Origin of the sequence: Pedobacter sp. KACC 23697 (assembly GCF_045348445.1) — a bacterium.
GTDB lineage: Bacteria > Bacteroidota > Bacteroidia > Sphingobacteriales > Sphingobacteriaceae > Pedobacter.
The window spans coordinates 885,687-901,900 of record NZ_CP157485.1; the positions used below are offsets into that span (position 1 = coordinate 885,687).

The following is a 16,214-nucleotide window of genomic DNA, read 5'->3' on the forward strand; positions in this document are numbered from 1 at the left end:
AGAAGGTTCAACCGCCTGAACCCTCAGCCTTCCAGCCTTTAGCCTTTCAATCCTCAACCTCAAAAATATGTTCAAACTTAACCTCAAAATCGCCTGGCGAAACCTCTGGAAAAACAAAGGTTATACACTGATTAATATCCTTGGCCTGTCAATAGGGATGGCAAGTTGTATTCTGATCTTTATTTTTATCCGCTTTCAAGTCAGTTTTGATGAAGGTTATAAAAATGAAGATCGGATTTACAGGGTGGTTACCGACTGGCAATACAGCGCCTACAAAGATTTTTCCTCAGGAGTACCTGTACCTTTCGCTGCGGCTGCCAGAAATGAAATTGCAGGATTTGAAAAGGTTGGTGCCATTGTTAAAAGAAGTGCATTTTTACAGATAACCGATCCTAATGGAAAAGAGAAATTGAAAAGTCAGGAAGCTGTATATTATGCACAACCCGATTTTTTTGATGTCTTAAGCGATATTAAATGGATATACAGCGCCCCAGAGCTTGCCCTGACAGAGCCCAATACCGTTGTGTTATCAGAGAAATATGCTGAAAAGTTTTTTGGTAGTGTAAAAGATGCGATTGGAAAAAACATCAGGATTGGCGAAAAAACTAATCTGAAAGTGGCTGGAATCATTCAGGATATGCCACAGAACAGCAGTTTTCCTTTAGAAATTGTAATCAGTTATGAAACCTACAAAGGTCGATTCAATAGCAATTGGGATTCAGTAAATTCTGCCTTTTGCACTTACGTGCTATTAAAAGAAGGCCTTAAAGCTAAGGATCTCAACCAATCAATAGCCAATTTTAATCAGAAATATTATCCGGCAGAAAAAATAGCGGGTAATCAGAAAAACAGCTTACAGGCATTAAGAGATATTCATTTTAGCGATAAATACGATAATTTTGCAAATACATCTATTAACCGTAGTCAGATTTACGGCCTGGCTATAATTGGTTTATTCCTCATGGTTACGGCTTGTATTAATTTCGTTAATTTAAGTACGGCACAATCGGTAACCCGATCAAAAGAAGTTGGCGTTCGTAAAGTGATGGGAAGCCAACGCAGCCAGTTGATCTGCCAGTTTTTAACCGAAACTTTTGTGGTCAGTTTAGCGGCTTTACTTATTGCATGTGTAATTACGGAACTGGCCATACCGCCCATGCAACATCTTTTTAAGGGTAAGGTCGAATTCAGTCTGTTTAGTCATCCATCGATTTTTGCATTTATGGCCATACTGGTCATGTTTATCGCATTTCTTGCCGGCTTTTATCCTGCACTAATTATTTCCGGTTTTAAACCTGTCCTGGCAATAAAAAATAAGATAGCCTTGAACAAGGGAGGGTTGAGCCTTCGTAAAATATTAGTGGTTGCGCAGTTTTCCATCACGGTGGTGCTTATTATCGGAACTTTGGTGGTGATCAGACAAATGCAGTATGTGCAGCAAAAATCGCTCGGATTTAATCCCGATGCAGTGGCTATGGTTGGTATTCCTAATGACAGTTTAAGTAAAATCAAATACAACACTTTTAAAGAAAGGATCACCAATATTCCTGGTGTTACAGAAATTAGTTTTTGCCAGTCGCCACCATTATCTGGTAACATCAATTCGAGCGATTTTACCTACAATGGCATTAGAAACGAGGATTTTGAATTAAGGAACATTCGGGCAGATGAAAATTTCTTTAAAGTTTTTGATTTGAAATTAATTGCCGGAAAACGCTATCAAAAGAGTGATACAGCAAATGCCTGTGTAGTTAACGAAACTTTTTTAAAGAAAATGTCCATTACCAACCCTCAGGATGCCATTGGAAAAGTAATTTATGCAAGTGGAAATACCGTGCCCATTACAGGTGTGGTAAAAGATTTCAACGACCAATCCTTACGTGAGCATATTTCGGCGCTGGCGATTTTCCCCGGAAAAAATGATTATTGGAATGTGGCAGTGAAAATAGACAGCAGACAAATTGCTGCTACAATGAAGAAAATTGATAAAATATGGAGCAGTACTTTTCCTAACGGGGTTTTTGATTCCGCTTTTGTAGATGAAACCATTAACAGCTATTATGAAGGTGAACAGATTATGGGGATGTTGTTTAAAATATTTGCCGGCGTGATTATTTTTATTTCATTTATTGGCCTATTCGGATTAATATCTTTTGTAGCCACCCAGAGGACAAAAGAAATTGCCATCAGGAAGGTTCTCGGTGCCTCAACACTTGAGCTGGTAAAAATGCTGAATGGTTCGTTTCTCGTTATGGTCTTTATTGCCAACCTGTTAGCATGGCCTTTAGCATATCTTTTTGTTTCGAAATGGTTAGCAGGCTTTGCCTATCGCATTGATATTAGCATCTGGCCGTTTGCCCTTGCTATGGCCCTATCAATGGCAATTACGCTGGTTACGGTTAGTATCCGCTCATATAAAGCAGCCTCAGCCAATACTATTGATGCACTTAAATACGAATAAAGACTTGCGGTAAGCGCTTGGCGTTCAGCGTAACTTTCCCGCTTACCGCTAAACACTTCCCCATAACCTTAAAAAATATGTTCAAACTCAATCTAAAAATCGCCTGGCGCAACCTCTGGAAAAACAAACTGTATGCCGCCATTAATATTGTCGGACTAGCACTTGGCTTAACTGCTTTTGTGCTCCTGATTTTATATATTAATCATGAAGAAAGTTACGATAAATGGTCGCCAGAATTAAAAAATGTTTACCAAATAAGAGAGAAGCATGATCTTTTTACGCCTGATAATAAAGAGCACTGGAATGAGGTTTCTAATAGTCGCATCGCAGATTTGATCAGGACAAAATTGCCACAGGCAGTTGCAGTAACCAAAGTAGATAACGACTGGAATTTTGGCAGTGGTTATTCGGTTAAAACGGACAATGCCGATCCGGTTATGGTTAATAAAATAAAAGATTCAGATAGCAGCTTTTTTAAGGTTTTCGACTATCAGTTTGTTCAGGGTAGTGCCGATAAAGCGCTGGAAAGTAAGAATACCATTGTTTTGAAAGAAGAACTAGCCTTAAAGCTTTTTGGCACAACAAAAGCTTTGGGTAAAACGATAAAAATGATACGCTGGCGGGATGATAAAGGCAATTTATTAACCGTTACCGGCATAGTAAGTGAACCTAAATCGCCGCAAAGTGTCGGTTTCAGTGCCATTATGCGAACCGGAAATAAAGATAAAGACCCTGATGAGCCAACGAATAACAATTACTGCCTGATATTTGCAAAACTTAATAAGGCCAGCGACACGTTGGTGTTAAGCCAGACCTTACAGAAGTTATATGTTGATTTCAGGAAAAACTTATTAAAAGGACAAGAGAAAGATTATGAAGATATCCAAAAACCTGAAAAATTGCCCGGCTTAAAAGTCATCCCGTTACAAACTGTGCATTCCAATCCGCCTTATACCCTAAGCTGGTTCGAAAAATTGAAACCCGTAATGGCCATATCGGCATTTTTACTCCTGGTTTCCATCATTAACTTCATCAACCTGGCTACAGCACAATCTGTTCAGCGGGCGAAGGAAGTAGGCGTAAAAAAAGTACTTGGTTCTTACAAAAGGCAGTTAACCGCTCAGTTTCTAATCGAATCCGGTTTGCAGAGCCTGATATCACTTTTTCTTTGTATCATTTTAATTGAAATGGTATTACCGGCTTTCAACCAACAGTTTAATTTGGCGTTAAGTTTTTGGCACAATGCCAGATTATTTGTCTTGATTGCTCAGCTGTTAGGCCTGTTTGTTTTTGTAACATTACTCGCTGGTTTATACCCGGCCTGGATTTTATCCAACTATAATCCTATAGCTGTTTTAAAAGGGAATTATGAAAACGGTTTGCGTGGTACAGCCCTTCGGAATGTATTGGTTGTCTTTCAGTTCGTCATTTCCGTCACTTTCATCATATCCATCGGCGTAATGGAAATGCAGTCGCAGTTTATGAGCAACAAGGATTTAGGCTTTGAAAAAGGAAATCTAATCAATATAAAGACCAATTATGAAGATAATTTTGCTGAACGGCTAAAGCAAATACCCGGCGTTCAATATGTTGCAACCACTACCCAGGTATTGGGAAATAGTTTTAATGTGCCTGAAGAAATTAAATACAAGGGTAAGCCCATAAAATTAAATACGGTTACCGTTACGATGGATGCATTGCCAGCGCTTGGTGTGAAAGTATTGCAGGGCAGGATTTTTTCAAGGGAATTTAAACGCGATACCGTTAATACTGTAGTCTTAAACGAAGCAGCGGCAAATTTATTTGGAAAAAATATAATCGGACAGACGTACCAAAAAACCGATTGGGAAGGCAAAAACAATGTTTTTCAGGTAGTGGGTATTATTAAAAACTATCATAATGAAGGTTTTGACAAAGCGGTCTTGCCAACGGTTTATAAGGTGACCAGACTTGGTGGAACTTCCAATACAAACAATTTACTGGTGCGTTTCAATACGGCTCAACATAAAGAAATCATCAGCAGAATCGAAAAAGAATGGAAAATTATGTATCCTAACTTCCCAATGGAGTACAATTCCCTGGACGATGCATTTTCAAAAAGCCTGGAAGAGAACAGGCGGTTTATGAACATGATTATCCTGTTCAGCCTGGTTTCTGTTTCCCTTTCATTACTTGGTTTATTTGCACTTTCTACATTTGTGGCTAAGCGGAGGAATAAGGAAATTGCGGTAAGAAAAGTGCTTGGCGCATCAAATATCCAGATTGTAAGCCTGCTAAACAAATCATTTTTGATTCTGGTTATCCTCGCAAACTTAGTGAGCTGGCCTATCGCTTACATTATTATAAAAAAATGGTTACAAGGCTTTGCTTATCGCATAGAAGTGCCTTTGATGCCTTTTGCCGCTGCAACGTTAATTTCTGTCATTATAGCCTTACTTACGGTTAGTATTCAGGCCCGAAAAGCGGCTGTAACTGACCCTGTAAATGCACTTAAATATGAATAAAACTCGCGTATAGCGTTTGGCTTTAAGGTCGATTTTTCGCTAACCGCCAAACGCATTGCGCTCAACAATAAAATATGATACAACTTACCAATATCGAAAAGTATTACGCTAATAAAGGCGTTAAAAATTATGTGTTACGCTTGGTCACCACGACCATTAACCAGGGCGAATTTGTTTCTATTATGGGGCCATCGGGTGCCGGAAAATCTACATTACTTAACATTATTGGCATGTTAGAAGAACCCACTTATGGTAATTATTATTTTATGGGCGAAGATGTAACCGGTTTAAATGAGCGTAAACGAATTGAACTGTACCGCAACCATATCGGTTTTGTGTTTCAGGCTTACCATTTAATTGATGAGATGACGGTTTACGAAAACATTGAAGCACCGCTTTTATATAAGAAAGTGGCTGGTGCCGAACGGGCCAGTAGGATAGCCGATCTGCTCGACCGGTTTAACATCGTGGCTAAAAAAGATTTATTTCCTAATCAGTTGTCAGGCGGTCAGCAGCAGTTGGTTGGCATAGCAAGAGCTTTGGCAGCACAGCCTTCCATTATTCTGGCTGATGAGCCTACGGGAAATTTGCAGTCGGCCCAGGCCGAAGAAATTATGGGTCTCTTTAAAAAGCTCAATGAAGAGGAGGGGATTACCATCATACAGGTTACCCATTCAGAAAAAAATGCACAATATGGAAAACGGATATTACATATTGCCGATGGCCTTATAAAAGAAGATGTGGCGGTTTGAGCTTAACATCATTTCCGGGAGAATTAATCCTTTTTATCTATGGTTAATTACCTTTGCGCTATGCAAAAAACATTTACAGACCAAATGGGAAGGGAGATTGTGATTAATTTCCCACCCAAGCGCATCATTTCTGTTGTTCCTTCACAAACAGAGCTGCTGTTTGATCTGGGGCTTGATGCAGAAATTATCGGTTTAACTAAGTTTTGCATTCATCCGATAGAAAAGTTTGCTGCACGCACCAAAGTAGGTGGAACAAAAAAACTGAATATTGATTTAATTAAAGATTTAAAGCCTGATCTCATTATCGGCAACAAAGAAGAAAATACGCAAAGCGATATTGAAGAATTAGCCGGATATTTTCCCGTATGGATGAGTGATATCTTTGCTTTGGATGATGCGATGAAAACCATTGGGCAGATAGGGGAGCTGGTAAACCGGCAGCCAGAAGCCAGTTATCTCAATCATCTGATATCAGCCGGATTCAATGACCTCAAAACACTTGCGCTTCAAAACAAAATAGATAAAAGGGTCGCCTATCTCATCTGGCGGAAGCCTTATATGGCCGCTGGAAAAAATACATTTATTGATGATGTTTTACTAACCAACGGTATGACTAATGTCATCAATCAGGAACGCTATCCGGAAGTAAAACTCGAGGAACTGAAAACTTTAAACTGCGAACTGATTCTGCTTTCATCAGAACCTTATCCTTTCAGCGAAAAACATATAGAAGAAATCCGGGCAGCCGTTCCAAATGCTAAAATTGTATTGGTTGACGGCGAAATGTTTAGCTGGTATGGAAGTCGTTTAGTTAAAGCTGTTCAATATTTCTTTGAGTTTCAGAAGCAAATTGTGAGCCTTTAAGGTCAAATTTTTATAATCTAATCTGTAGCATATCTTTAATTTAATTCGTTATCATACAGTAATATCATTGTTAAAAGAATCATAATGCCTCATTAATACTAAAACATAATCCGATGAAAAAAATATTAATATTAGCCTTATTCGTAACGGCAATTTCTGGTTGCAGTTCAATTAAAAATGCAGAAAAATCCGGTACGGTTACCGCAAACGGAACTATTGAAAAACTTGGAATAACCACTTTTCAATACGGTACGCATGTATTAAAAGCCGACAATAAAACATATGCCTTAAAAAGTGAAACCCTAAATCTTGATTCGTATTTAGATAAAAAGGTTACGATTAAAGGAAAAAAAGTTATCGGTTATCCTGTTGATGGTGGGCCGGAACTGGTTGAGGTAACACTTGTGAAGTTTTAAATAAAATAGAAAGCAGGCATTAAGTTGGGTTTACCAGGTACTATCTTTGGTCGGCGTTTTGATTAACTCCATGACCTGTGTCTCAAAGATCATCACTAATTAAATTTTTATCATTCAGAAAAATTTGATTTTTCGATTTAGTTTCTATCTTTGCAGTCCTTAAAACATCCTATCTGCGGAAGTGGCGTAATTGGTAGCCGCACCAGACTTAGGATCTGGCGCTTCACGGCGTGGGGGTTCGAGTCCCTTCTTCCGCACCTTATGGGACAAATCGTCAAATGAATGATTTGTCCCTTTTTTTTGCCATTTAAATTGTTAGAGAGCGAGGATAGGATGAGCAATGCTTTGTTCACTTTAGTGGTTCGATAACTCAAGCCGTGGTAAAACTAATTTTTAGGGAAAATCGAACCAACAATCTTTCTTTTTTGATTTACAGTGTCTTGCAGGTAAGCGCGTCCAATCGAGAAACATTTGCTCTTGCATTATCTAATAGATTTTCGACGTTGAGGTTAGGTTTGATATACGAAGTTTGTTTGGCTTCAAGTCGGTAAATCTTAACCCCCATATTACTTTGTACAGTATGATAATCACTTGCATCTATATCTCAGGACAATAATAAATCTCTTGCTTTTTGAAAGTTTTTGATTCAAGTGGTCAAATTGCTGTCTTGCATGCTGTATTTCTGACTCTTGGTTATTGGTTTTATGACTAAGCTTTTAACTGCAGATCAACTTTAATTAAACATTATCTTGTGAAATATACTAAAAAGTTTTTTTAATTAAACTTTTTAGTATATTTTTGTGGGGTAAAATTTATTGATATGATTACCAAAGCCGAAAGAACAAAACAATTCATTTTGGAAACAGCGGCCCCTATTTTTAATCAGAAAGGGATATCCGGGGCTAATATTGACGATGTGCTTGCTGCTACGAAACTGACTAAAGGGTGTCTTTACGGTCATTTTGAAGGTAAGGAAGATTTGGCCCGGCAGGTTGTTGATCACATGCTGAATAGTAACAGAGAAAAAATGTCGTTCACCATCAGTAAGGGTAAAACAGCAAAGGCTAAGGTATTTGCTTTTCTCGATTTTTATAAGGACCCTTTAAATACTTACCTCAAAGGCGGATGTCCTATATTTAATCTAGCAGTAGAATCAGATGATAACTTTCCGGCGATAAAGGAAAAGATTGCGGGTGTCATACGCCATGGCCAGGAATTGTTTGTCAGCATTTTGAATCAGGGTATTGAAAACGGTGAATTTTCTAGCAAACTTGATCCTGCTGTTTACGCTTTTAAGGCAGTATCTGCCGTTGAGGGTGCTGTTGTGATGTGCAGAGCCATGAATACAGCAAAACCCATGGCAAGTTTACTCAAGAGTCTTAAGTCGGAATTAGAGGGCTATGCGCTCTAATTTTTTTTAATATAAAATATACTAAAAAGTCTAAAATAAAAGATTATGAAATTAAAGAAACAAACGGTATTAGTCACCGGTGCCTCATCGGGCATCGGGCTGCTTGTCGCCGCCAAGCTCCATGAAAATGGCTACCAGGTAATCGGCACAAGCCGTAACCCGGAAAAGCACAAGTCGACAGTGCCATTTAAGTTACTGCCATTGGATCTGAATGATGACCATTCTATAGTATCCTTTAGTAAGAAACTGTTCAGCGAGATTGAAACATTGGATGTGCTGATCAATAACGCGGGCTACCTGATTAACGGACTTGCCGAAGAAACCTCTATTGAGTTAGGCAAACAGCAGTTTGAGACTAACTTTTGGGGAACCATCAAACTAACCAACGAGTTGCTGCCCTATTTCAGGAAGCAAAAACATGGAAAAATTATTACCGTCGGTTCCCTACTCGGTTTAGTGAGCCTTCCATATGTATCCTATTACGCGGCTTCCAAACATGCTCTCGAAGGCTATTTCAAGTCGCTTCGGTTTGAATTGAACCAGTTCAACATCAAAGTGGTCATGGTTGAGCCAATGAGTTTTAAAACTAATATAGGCGAAAGCGGAATGGTGGCAACAGGGAAAAATATCGCAGATTATGACCTGTTCAGAAAAAAAGTTGTTGCGTACACCCAGCAGACATTTGATCAGGCACCCGAACCTGCACCGGTTATCGATGCTTTGCTGCGGGCAGTAAGGGAAAAAAATCCAACGTTTGGCTTCCCTGTCGGAAAAGGGGCATCGATGATACTTCTGCTGCAACATTTCGCCTATAAGCTGTTCGAAAAATCCATTCTGAAGTCGGTTAACGCATCAAAATAACATTTATATTAAAAAGTATATTATGCAATTAAAAGGAAAACGGTATTGATCACGGGTGGCGCATCTGGTATCGGGCTGGAAGCAGCAAGACAATTTTTAACCAATGGTGCCAGTGTGATCATTACCGGCAGGAACCAGGAAAAATTAGATGGAGCAAAGAAGCTGTACCCGGCAATTACGGCCATTAAAAGTGATGTCTCAGATACCGGTGACACGCAAAAACTTTTTAACCAGGTACAGCAACTCGGCGGCATAGATATCTTATATAACAACGCAGGGGTGTTAACCGACCCGATCAACCTGGGAATAGCAAACGACCGGCATTTTGAGGACTCTGCTTACGAAATGAACGTAAACTACTTCGGGGTGATCCGGCTTAATAACCTGTTCATGGATATGCTGAAGTCAAGGAAGGAAAGTGCTATTATCAATACCACGTCTATACTCAGCTATGTACCCTCATTACTGGAAGCTACTTATTCAGCATCCAAAGTTGCTTTGCGGTTTTATACCGAAACGTTGAGAAAGCACCTGCAAATTTTGAATAGCTGCGTGAAAGTGTTCGAACTTTTACCACCTGTTGTAGCTACCGAAATGACGGCTGAGCGGAACGGTAAAAAAATGACTTCGGAAGATTTGGTGAAAGCACTTATTCGAGGTTTGAAGAAAGATCATTTTACGATCAGGGTTGGCGACACGAAAGCGCTTTATATCGTTAACCGGCTTTTTCCAAAGTTGGCTTTTGGCTTGGTTAACCCCAAGCAAAGTCGTGCGGTGATAGCATCATAAAATCATTACAATACTAAAAATAATTAAAAAACTAAAAATCATGCGGGCATTCATCGTAAAAAGCTACGGCAAAAAAGAAAAATTACGGCTTACCGAATTACCGGAACCAGCTTTAAAGGAAAATGAGGTATTGGTGCAAGTATACTCAGCAGGTGTAAATTTATTGGATTCGCTTATCAGAAACGGTGATTTCAAATTGTTTTTACCCTACAAGCCACCATTCATAAACGGCCATGACCTGGCAGGTGTGATAACTAAAGTTGGTTCAAAAGTCAGCCGGTTCAAAATCGGTGATGAAGTGTATTCAAGAGTGGGCGATCACCGGATCGGTACTTTTGCTGAACATATTGCGGTTCGTGAAGGCGATTTAGCCTTAAAACCTAAAAATTTGACCATGGATGAAGCCGCCTCCATTCCATTGATCGGCTTAACCGCCTGGCAGGCGCTTGTTGAGATCGGGAATGTTAAAAAAGGTCAGAAAGTTTTCATTCAGGCAGGTTCCGGTGGTGTGGGTACATTCGCCATCCAGTTGGCCAAACATTTAGGTGCATATGTTGCTACCACGACGAGTGCCGTCAATGCTGATTGGGTTAAAAAACTCGGTGCCGACCTCGTCATCGACTACAAATCACAGGATTTTGAAACCTTATTGAAAGATTATGATTTAGTTATACATAGTAATCGTGACACCAAAATCCTCGACAAATCATTCCGTATCCTGAAAGCAGGCGGGCAGCTGATATCATTGGTTGGCCCCCCAACACCCGAATTTGCAGCGGAGATTGGCTTGCCATGGTATCTGAAATTCGTGACAACGCTTCTAAGTTCTGGCGCTAAGAAAAAAGCAAAAAAAGCTAATGTAACCTTTCGCTTTCTATTGATGAGGGCAGAAGGCAGTCAACTTTCAAAAATCACATCACTAATAGAGGCGAGGGTTATTAAACCTGTGATTGATAAGTTATTTACATTTGAGAAAACTAACGATGCGTTGGCCTATGTGGAATCTGGCCGAGCGAAAGGGAAAGTGGTTATTAAAGTTAAATAATGAGTATGAGCGTGACTGTCTATGCCATCACAGTTGCAAAACAAAGTATAGGAGGTTATAAAGTAAAGGATAAATATTTGTAACGCTTTATGTTTAAACTGTCGCATTAACCGGCTTCATATTAAACTTACTGCTTTAGGTTGGTCAGAGCGCTTTGGTGGAAGCGGTTTGAACGATTGAGATAGTATTGTCAGACCGTATTGCAGCCTCACCTGCATTTTTAACTTAAAATCAAGCTATGGTAACAGTAACGAATTATGATTTATTTCAAGCTGGTTATATATCCGCCCAAAAATCCTTCTCGTTGTGCATTAACCCATTTAGGATTTTGAAAGGAATGCAATCACATCCGGCAAAAGTCTGATAAGGTTCGCTACGGGTTATTTAAATAGCTGTGAGATCATCAAATAAAAGTAAATCCTTTAGAAAATTGTTCAAATTCTTTACCGTTAGATGCACAATAGTTTAAAACCGTTCTAATGATCCAGAACGGTTTTTTTCAAAAAAATTAAATTCTGTTCCTACAAAATAAATCATCGATGAGAAATTAACATTTTCGTCTGCGTAATAATGTTTGGCATCCTAAATATTTTAAGGGCGATCGTTGCAGACACCAATGGTTAGGAAATTTCCAGACCGTCCCATCTGGACGACCCCTGGGTAGCCAATTGCAAAATTGGCGTTTTCGTTTCTTAAGGAACGTTTTGTATTCTATGCATGTGAAGGAAGATCAGTTGGAAACCAACCTTTAGGTTAATCTGCTTTCCAAAAGAGCTTTTATTTTTCGTTTTGGCTGTTGTCTTCACCTGCTGAAATATAATTAAGCAGTGGGTAAAGCCTTTTGAAGAGGATGTAAACTTTTAGAAAATGCTTCTACTTGTAAAATTTTCTCCTTAAATATTAATGAGTTAGCGTTTGTTTTGATGAATAACCTCTAAAATATCTTCAATGCCTTTTGATTATCCAATCTTGTTTCTATCTTTGCAGTCCTTACAACATCCTAACTGCGGAAGTGGCGTAATTGGTAGCCGCACCAGACTTAGGATCTGGCGCTTCACGGCGTGGGGGTTCGAGTCCCTTCTTCCGCACAACAAGATAAAGGCCGTTCCGATGTTAACATCGGAACGGTTTTGTTTTTAAAAAACATTGATTAATAAAAATTGATGTACTGTTTCGGTTCTGTCGACATATGTTTTTATCATATTTCAATGCGCCGATCTAAAGCACATCTTAATATATCTCAGAAAAAATGAATATTACACAGGAAAAAACCGGCAACTTAAATGCTGTTGTAAAAATCAAGATCGCACCTGCTGATTACACTGGAAAGGTAGAGAAAGCCATTAAAGATCAAGCTAAAAAAGCACAATTACCTGGTTTCCGTAAAGGAATGGTTCCTGCTGCCCACATTAAAAAAATGTATGGCAAAAGTATCTTAGTAGAAGAGGTGAACAATTTGTTAAACGATACCTTATCTAACTATATTGCTGAGCAAAAATTAGAAATTTTAGGTCAACCCCTTCCTAAAACGGACGATGAGCGTGAATTTAAATGGGATAATACAGATGATTTCGAGTTTGATTACGAGTTAGGTTTAGCACCGGCATTTGAAGTAAATCTTTCATCTAAAGATAAATTTACAGAATACGTGATCAAAGCTGATCAGGAAACTTTAGAAAGCCGTATCAAAAATATCCGTCGTAGCTACGGTAAAATGACCAATCCTGAAGTTTCGGCTGATGGTGATGTGCTTTATGCCGAGTTAACCCAGGTAGCTGAAGATGGTACTGCTGTTGAAGGCGGTATTACCAGTACTGCAAGTGTTCGTTTAGATCAAATTAAAGATAAAAAGATTCTTAAATCGCTCATTGGTTTAAAGAAAGATGATGAAGTAACTGTCGACATTCAAAAAGCATTTGAAGATGCCGCTGTAACTGCTAAAGCTTTAAACATTCCGGAAGAAGTAGCAGCTGAATTGAAAGCAAATTTCAAACTTCATGTTAAAAATGTTAACCGTTTAGAAGAATCAGACTTAAACCAGGAGTTTTTTGATAAATTATTTGGTGAGGGTACGGTAACTGACGAAGCAGGTTTCAGAGCTAAAATTACCGAAGAGGTAGAAAGTATGTTTAAACAAGATGCTGAGCGTAAATTATCTAACGATATTTATGAAGCACTTTTAGCTAAGCACACGTTTGAATTGCCTGATGAATTTTTACGTCGTTGGTTAAAAGCTACAAACGAGAAATTAACAGACGAAGAATTAGCTGAAGGTTATGATGATTTCGCTAAAAACCTTAAATGGACTTTAATCGAAAATAAAATCATTAAAGATAACAGTATCGAAATCAAATATGAGGATGTAGTTCAGGCGGCTAAAGTTAAATTAGATGCACAATTCAGAATGTACAGCCCAAGTCCGCTTCCTGAAGATCAATTGGCGCAGTATGCTGTTCAGTTTTTACAGGAAAAAGAAAATGCAAACCGTGTTTTCGAAGAGGTAAAAGCATTAAAAACTTTCGAACAAATCAAATCTGTCGTTACTTTAGAGCAAAAAGATATTGATTACGATAAGTTTGTGGCGCTAGTGGAGAAAAAGTAAAAGCGGCTAGCGTGTGGCGCTAAGCGTTTAGCAAAGTGCCTAAGCTGTTTTGTAAATGATTGTGCTATTGCTATATTTAGTTATGGCACAATTTAAATTTCAATCGCTCGAAGTTTGGCAGTTATCAATCGAGTTAACTGATAAATTACTAGATATAGCTGACCGATTGTCAGTTGATAAAAAATACAGATTTGCAGAGCAGCTCAATGGGGCTGCTCTTAGCATATCCAATAATATCGCCGAGGGGTCAGGTTCGGTTTCCAATAAGGAATTCGCTCATTATCTGAATATTGCACATCGTTCTACGTTTGAGAATGCAAATATTTTAGTAGTTTTAGAACGGAGAAAATATATTTCTGACACAGAGTTGAATGATTATCTGGAAGAATTAGATAAATTGGCACGGAAATTAACCAACTTCAGGAAATATTTATTAAAATAACCCGCGTATTTGGTTTAGGCTAATAAAACGCTTATCGCAAAACGCCAAACTCTATAACTCATGAACATAGACTCACAAGAATTCAGGAAATTTGCCGTTAAACATCAGGGAATTGGCGGTTTACACGTAGATAAATTTATTGCACAGGCTAATTTGAATCCTAAGAGCATGACGCCATATATTATTGAAGAACGCCAGCTGAACGTAGCACAGATGGATGTTTTTTCAAGATTGATGATGGACCGTATTATCTTTTTAGGTGATGCGATTTATGATCAGAATGCCAATATTATCCAGGCGCAGTTGTTGTTTTTACAATCAACAGATGCAGATAGAGATATTCAGATCTACATTAACTCGCCAGGTGGTTCAGTTTACGCAGGTTTAGGTATTTATGATACCATGCAATATATCCAGCCAGATGTAGCAACCATTTGTACAGGTATGGCCGCATCAATGGGGGCTGTTTTATTGGTAGCCGGTGCCAAAGGTAAACGAGCTGCTTTACCGCACTCAAGAGTAATGATCCACCAACCATCAGGAGGTGCACAGGGTGTGGCATCTGATATGGAGATCAACTTAAGAGAGATGTTGAAATTGAAAAAAGAATTATACGATATTATTTCAGAACACTCTGGTCAAACTTATGATTGGGTAGAGAAAGCTTCAGATCGCGATTACTGGATGACTGCCGATGAGGCAAAAGGTTTTGGTATGGTTGATGAAGTATTATCGAGAAACGCAAAAAAAGATGGCGAAACAAAATAAAGAATCCCGTTGCTCATTCTGCCATTCTGGCAAGCATGAAACTTTAATGCTGATTGAAGGCATGGATGCATTTATCTGTGATAAATGTGTTACCCAGGCCAATCAGTTGCTTGCCCAGGAATTAGGAACCAAAGGGACAAAAAATATTCAGGAGGCGATAAATTTATTAAAGCCTCTTGAAATTAAACAACACCTCGATCAATATGTAATTGGTCAGGATGATGCTAAAAAGGTGCTTTCTGTTGCTGTTTACAATCACTACAAACGTTTAAATCAAAAAATTGATAAAGACGAGATTGAGATCGAAAAATCGAATATCATGCTGGTGGGCGAAACCGGAACAGGTAAAACGCTTTTGGCTAAAACCATTGCGAAAATTCTGCATGTGCCATTTTGTATCTGCGATGCTACTGTTTTAACAGAAGCAGGTTATGTTGGTGAAGACGTGGAGAGTATTTTAACGAGATTGCTACAGGCTGCGGATTATGATGTAACTGCTGCAGAACGTGGTATTGTTTACATTGATGAGGTAGATAAGGTAGCGCGTAAAAGTGACAATCCTTCTATTACACGCGATGTATCGGGTGAAGGCGTTCAGCAAGCTTTATTGAAAATATTAGAAGGTACGGTGGTAAACGTTCCACCGCAGGGCGGACGTAAACACCCGGATCAGAAAATGATTCCGGTAAACACCAATAATATTCTATTCATTTGTGGTGGTGCATTTGATGGTATTGAACGTAAAATTGCCAATCGTTTACGCACACAGGCTGTAGGATATAAAGTAAAGAAAGATGAGACCGTATTGGATCTTAAAAACCTTTATAAGTATATTACACCTCAGGATTTGAAATCGTTTGGGTTAATTCCAGAATTAATTGGCCGTATACCGGTTCTTTCTCATTTAAACCCTCTCGATAAAGAATCTTTAAGAAACATTTTAACCGCACCTAAAAACTCATTGATCAAACAGTATGTGAAGCTTTTTGCTTACGAAGATGTGAAGCTGGTTTTTGAGGATGAAGTTTTAGATTTTATTGTGGATAAAGCAATGGAATACAAACTGGGTGCCCGTGGTTTAAGATCAATCTGCGAAGCGATTATGTTGGATGCGATGTTTGATACCCCAACACAGACTGATGTGAAGGAGTTGCACATCAATCTCGATTATGCGATAGAAAAATTTGAAAAGGCCGACTTTAAAAAGTTGCAGGCCGCATAAAAATTCAAATCCTCCCGCAAAAAGCGGGAGGATTTTTTGTAATATAGTATTGCTAACGCTATGCGCCGGGCGCAAGG

General features: G+C 38.8%; 13 protein-coding genes and 2 tRNA genes. All 15 read left to right on the plus strand.

What is annotated here, in order from left to right; translation table 11 throughout:
* Positions 1 to 67: 67 nt before the first annotated feature.
* The 15 genes from ABEG20_RS03700 (at position 68) to clpX (ending at position 16,137) form a co-directional block, all read left to right on the plus strand.
* A complete protein-coding gene (locus tag ABEG20_RS03700) occupies positions 68 to 2,461 on the plus strand; it encodes an ABC transporter permease (protein WP_406826047.1) in 2,394 nt (797 codons plus the stop codon).
* A 77-nt stretch (positions 2,462 to 2,538) separates the two neighbouring features.
* Positions 2,539 to 4,965: an ABC transporter permease gene (locus ABEG20_RS03705; protein ID WP_406826048.1), complete on the plus strand. Its 2,427-nt coding sequence runs from the start codon at positions 2,539 to 2,541 to the stop codon at positions 4,963 to 4,965.
* Positions 4,966 to 5,039: 74 nt separating this feature from the next.
* Entirely contained in the window at positions 5,040 to 5,717 is a 678-nt protein-coding gene (locus tag ABEG20_RS03710; RefSeq protein WP_406826049.1) for an ABC transporter ATP-binding protein, read from the plus strand.
* A gap of 60 nt (positions 5,718 to 5,777) precedes the next feature.
* Positions 5,778 to 6,581 carry a helical backbone metal receptor gene (locus ABEG20_RS03715; protein WP_406826050.1) on the plus strand — a complete coding sequence of 268 codons (804 nt, stop codon included), beginning with the start codon at positions 5,778 to 5,780 and terminating at the stop codon, positions 6,579 to 6,581.
* A 113-nt stretch (positions 6,582 to 6,694) separates the two neighbouring features.
* On the plus strand, positions 6,695 to 6,997 hold the full coding sequence (locus tag ABEG20_RS03720; RefSeq protein WP_406826051.1) for a hypothetical protein: 303 nt from the start codon (positions 6,695 to 6,697) through the stop codon (positions 6,995 to 6,997).
* 175 nt (positions 6,998 to 7,172) lie between these two features.
* Positions 7,173 to 7,254: transfer RNA gene (locus ABEG20_RS03725), tRNA-Leu, on the plus strand.
* Between the two features lie 563 nt (positions 7,255 to 7,817).
* Entirely contained in the window at positions 7,818 to 8,408 is a 591-nt protein-coding gene (locus tag ABEG20_RS03730; protein ID WP_406826052.1) for a TetR/AcrR family transcriptional regulator, read from the plus strand.
* Between the two features lie 45 nt (positions 8,409 to 8,453).
* Entirely contained in the window at positions 8,454 to 9,269 is an 816-nt protein-coding gene (locus tag ABEG20_RS03735) for an SDR family NAD(P)-dependent oxidoreductase (protein WP_406826053.1), read from the plus strand.
* A 45-nt stretch (positions 9,270 to 9,314) separates the two neighbouring features.
* Positions 9,315 to 10,058 carry an SDR family oxidoreductase gene (locus ABEG20_RS03740; protein ID WP_406826054.1) on the plus strand — a complete coding sequence of 248 codons (744 nt, stop codon included), beginning with the start codon at positions 9,315 to 9,317 and terminating at the stop codon, positions 10,056 to 10,058.
* Between the two features lie 40 nt (positions 10,059 to 10,098).
* Positions 10,099 to 11,103, plus strand: a complete 1,005-nt coding sequence (locus ABEG20_RS03745; protein ID WP_406826055.1) for an NADP-dependent oxidoreductase — start codon at positions 10,099 to 10,101, stop codon at positions 11,101 to 11,103.
* Between the two features lie 1,006 nt (positions 11,104 to 12,109).
* A tRNA-Leu gene (locus ABEG20_RS03750) sits at positions 12,110 to 12,191 on the plus strand.
* Positions 12,192 to 12,352: 161 nt separating this feature from the next.
* Positions 12,353 to 13,705, plus strand: coding sequence for a trigger factor (gene tig, locus ABEG20_RS03755; RefSeq protein WP_406826056.1), 1,353 nt, complete (start codon positions 12,353 to 12,355; stop codon positions 13,703 to 13,705).
* A gap of 82 nt (positions 13,706 to 13,787) precedes the next feature.
* Positions 13,788 to 14,147, plus strand: a complete 360-nt coding sequence (locus ABEG20_RS03760; RefSeq protein WP_406826057.1) for a four helix bundle protein — start codon at positions 13,788 to 13,790, stop codon at positions 14,145 to 14,147.
* 60 nt (positions 14,148 to 14,207) lie between these two features.
* Positions 14,208 to 14,915: an ATP-dependent Clp endopeptidase proteolytic subunit ClpP gene (clpP, locus tag ABEG20_RS03765; protein WP_057932889.1), complete on the plus strand. Its 708-nt coding sequence runs from the start codon at positions 14,208 to 14,210 to the stop codon at positions 14,913 to 14,915.
* Positions 14,869 to 16,137 (plus strand): ATP-dependent Clp protease ATP-binding subunit ClpX, encoded by a 1,269-nt coding sequence (clpX, locus tag ABEG20_RS03770; protein ID WP_406826058.1) that lies wholly within the window; start codon positions 14,869 to 14,871, stop codon positions 16,135 to 16,137. The genes clpP and clpX overlap by 47 nt, the downstream gene beginning before the upstream one ends.
* Positions 16,138 to 16,214: the final 77 nt, after the last annotated feature.

Coding starts and splice junctions, on each gene's coding strand:
- ABEG20_RS03700 (WP_406826047.1), top strand. CDS start 68: ATGTTCAAACTTAACCTCAAAATCGCCTGGCGAAACCTCTGGAAAAAC.
- ABEG20_RS03705 (WP_406826048.1), top strand. CDS start 2,539: ATGTTCAAACTCAATCTAAAAATCGCCTGGCGCAACCTCTGGAAAAAC.
- ABEG20_RS03710 (WP_406826049.1), top strand. CDS start 5,040: ATGATACAACTTACCAATATCGAAAAGTATTACGCTAATAAAGGCGTT.
- ABEG20_RS03715 (WP_406826050.1), top strand. CDS start 5,778: ATGCAAAAAACATTTACAGACCAAATGGGAAGGGAGATTGTGATTAAT.
- ABEG20_RS03720 (WP_406826051.1), top strand. CDS start 6,695: ATGAAAAAAATATTAATATTAGCCTTATTCGTAACGGCAATTTCTGGT.
- ABEG20_RS03730 (WP_406826052.1), top strand. CDS start 7,818: ATGATTACCAAAGCCGAAAGAACAAAACAATTCATTTTGGAAACAGCG.
- ABEG20_RS03735 (WP_406826053.1), top strand. CDS start 8,454: ATGAAATTAAAGAAACAAACGGTATTAGTCACCGGTGCCTCATCGGGC.
- ABEG20_RS03745 (WP_406826055.1), top strand. CDS start 10,099: ATGCGGGCATTCATCGTAAAAAGCTACGGCAAAAAAGAAAAATTACGG.
- tig (WP_406826056.1), top strand. CDS start 12,353: ATGAATATTACACAGGAAAAAACCGGCAACTTAAATGCTGTTGTAAAA.
- ABEG20_RS03760 (WP_406826057.1), top strand. CDS start 13,788: ATGGCACAATTTAAATTTCAATCGCTCGAAGTTTGGCAGTTATCAATC.
- clpP (WP_057932889.1), top strand. CDS start 14,208: ATGAACATAGACTCACAAGAATTCAGGAAATTTGCCGTTAAACATCAG.
- clpX (WP_406826058.1), top strand. CDS start 14,869: ATGAAGTATTATCGAGAAACGCAAAAAAAGATGGCGAAACAAAATAAA.